This is a genomic window from Roseateles chitinivorans (genome assembly GCF_002761755.1).
Classification (GTDB): Bacteria; Pseudomonadota; Gammaproteobacteria; order Burkholderiales; family Burkholderiaceae_C; genus Roseateles; species Roseateles chitinivorans.
This window is the reverse complement of sequence record NZ_PEOG01000147.1, coordinates 1-2,300: the sequence shown is the minus strand read 5'-3', so window position 1 is coordinate 2,300 and position 2,300 is coordinate 1. Positions and strand designations below refer to the sequence as shown.

The following is a 2,300-nucleotide window of genomic DNA, read 5'->3' as shown; positions in this document are numbered from 1 at the left end:
GTCCGCGGCCGGCGAGGGGGCCGCGCCGGGCGGTCCGGCGCCGTCCTGCGACAGCTTCAGCCGCAGCCGGTACAGGCCGCTGTCCGGATCCGGCATCAGCGTCGCGTCGTCCAGGCCGGGCACCGCATCGAGCAGGTGGCGTCGATAGTCCGCCGGCGTCGTCGGCCGGCAGGGAAAGACCTCGGCCGGCGGATGCAGCGACAGGCCGGCGTAGTCGATGGTCCCGTCAGGCCCGGTCAGGTGGTCGGCCACCGGGAAGCCGGCGCGGTAGACCAGGTCGGTGAGACCGAAGCACAGCTGCTCCAGCAGCGTGATGCCGGGGTCGTGAAGGTTGTGGTCGGTCCAGACACCGCCGCCGAGCGCCTGCAGCCACTCCAGGCCGCGGGCGCGCAGGCCGTCGAAGCCGGCTTCGCGTTCCTCGCCGGTCGGCGGCGACAGCCGGGCCGGCATCTCCGGCACTGCGGGATTGGCGACCGGCCCCGGCAGGTCGGACGGGAAGACCGGCTGCTTGCGCATCGCGGCGCCGGCGCTCATGGCGTGCCTCCGGCCATGTCCGGGTCGAACCACAGCTGCGTCACCGCCGCCTGGATCAGCTTGTCCTCGCCGTAGTCGCACTGCGTGCGGATCTGCAGCCGGTAGCTGGCGCGCCGGCCGTGGTCGCCGGCCCAGCGCAGCTGCAGCCGGTCGCAGCGGCGGCCGTACCAGGCGTGCTGGCTGCGGATGCGCTTGCGTGGCGAGAGGAACTCCAGCCAGCCCGGCAGCGGGTTGTAGGTGTTCATCGCGATCGCATGCAGCATCGCGAAGCGACCGCCGTCCTTCTGCCCGACGCCGGCCATCACCTCGAAGGCCTGGCAGCCGCCCAGCGCGCCGGTCAGGTCGTGCCACTCGCCGTCGGCCTTGAGCGGCTGGCCCTTCTCGTCGGTGCGCCGCAGGTCGCCCAGCCGCCCGGTCGAGGCCACCACGCCGGCCACCTCCAGCGTCTGGCGCGGCCGGGCGGTGCCGATGCCGACCCGGCCGGCGGTGTCCAGCGCCAGCACCGGCGCCTGGGCGGCGGCGATGCGCGCGTCGCCGTGATGGAACATCAGCTGGTCGCTGTCGCCACCGTAGTTCATCGACCAGATCGCCTCGCGGCCGCTCTGCTCGCGGTAGAAGCTCAGCAGCGCGTCGTGGCTGACCGGCGCCGAGACCTCCAGGCCGTTCTCCGGCGACTTGCGGAAGCCCTCGTCGCTCATGTTGAGCATCGAGTCGATGAGGTCGCCGAAGTGGTCGCTGGTGGGCAGCCGGCCCTCCTGGAAGAACTGCTTCAGCGTGTCGCGGTTGCGGGTCGTCATGGCGCGCCCCTGCCGATCACGAAGGCGGGCCCGGCCCGAACGCCGGAGGCGTCCTGTCCGGCCGGTCCGCCGATGACGAAGGTGCTGCCGACCGCCAGCCGGTCCACGCCGGTGGCGCTGGGCGCCACCGTCTGCGGAAAGCGGTCGACCGCGGTGAGTATGTGCTGCGGCATCGGCAGCGCGATGCTCCATGGCAGCCGCGCGTGCGCATGGGCCGCGCCGATGGCCGGGACCTCGCCCGCCTGACCCTCCTGGGCGGGCGGGGCGGTGCCCAGCGGCGCGCGGGCGGTGTCGGCGAGCGTGTAGACCCCGTTGTCGTCGCAGGCCACGGTGATCAGCGACAGCCGCGTCACGAAGCTCACGCCCTCCAGCCCGCGCAGCCGCGCCTCCAGGTCCTCGCTGCGCACCAGCCAGTCGAAGCGCGGCCCGTAGCCGTCGTCGAACCAGGGCGAGAGGAACTCGACGATCTCCTGGTTCACGCGGCGCAGCGTGGCGCCCTCGTGCGCGCCGCGCGCCAGCCCGATGGTGGCGCGCAGCTGCAGCCGGTCGTAGGCCGGGTTGCGGACCTGGAAGCGGGCGAAGGGCGAGCCGATCTCGCGCAGCGCGGTCGCCATGCGGGCCAGTTCGATCGCGTTGAAGCGCGGCGCCGCGCAGGCCAGGGCGGGCAGGTTGCGCGGCAGCGTGGGGATGACGACCGCCGTGACGCCGCCGCTGCCGTCGTCGGCCGGCAGGCAGCGGACCTTGAGCACCTCGGGGAAACGCGCCAGCAGCAGCCGCTCGACGTCCCAGCCCAGCGTGGCGCGGCCCTTGTGCTGCAGCCGCTCGCCGGCGCGGGTGATCAGGGCGCGCTCATCCTCCTGCGCGCGCAGTCCGAAGGAGCGACCCACCTGCGTGACCGCCGCCAGCCCGGCCAGCGTCGCGGTCGGGCGGGTGATGACGCCGTCCACCAGCGGCTGCGGCGGCGCGGCC

Annotated in this window: 2 protein-coding genes and 1 pseudogene; all 3 read right to left on the bottom strand. The window is 74.1% G+C overall.

All coding sequences use genetic code 11. The annotated features are described in order from the left end of the window. Positions 1 to 534 (bottom strand): annotated as a pseudogene (locus CS062_RS25040) (hypothetical protein); the annotation flags it as partial. Further along, positions 531 to 1,331, bottom strand: coding sequence for a hypothetical protein (locus CS062_RS25035; protein ID WP_099864557.1), 801 nt, complete (start codon positions 1,329 to 1,331; stop codon positions 531 to 533). The gene CS062_RS25035 and the pseudogene CS062_RS25040, both read right to left, overlap by 4 nt. Continuing rightward, a partial coding sequence (locus tag CS062_RS26495) for a baseplate J/gp47 family protein (protein WP_199174357.1) occupies positions 1,328 to 2,300 on the bottom strand: 973 nt, incomplete at its 5' end. The genes CS062_RS25035 and CS062_RS26495, both read right to left, overlap by 4 nt.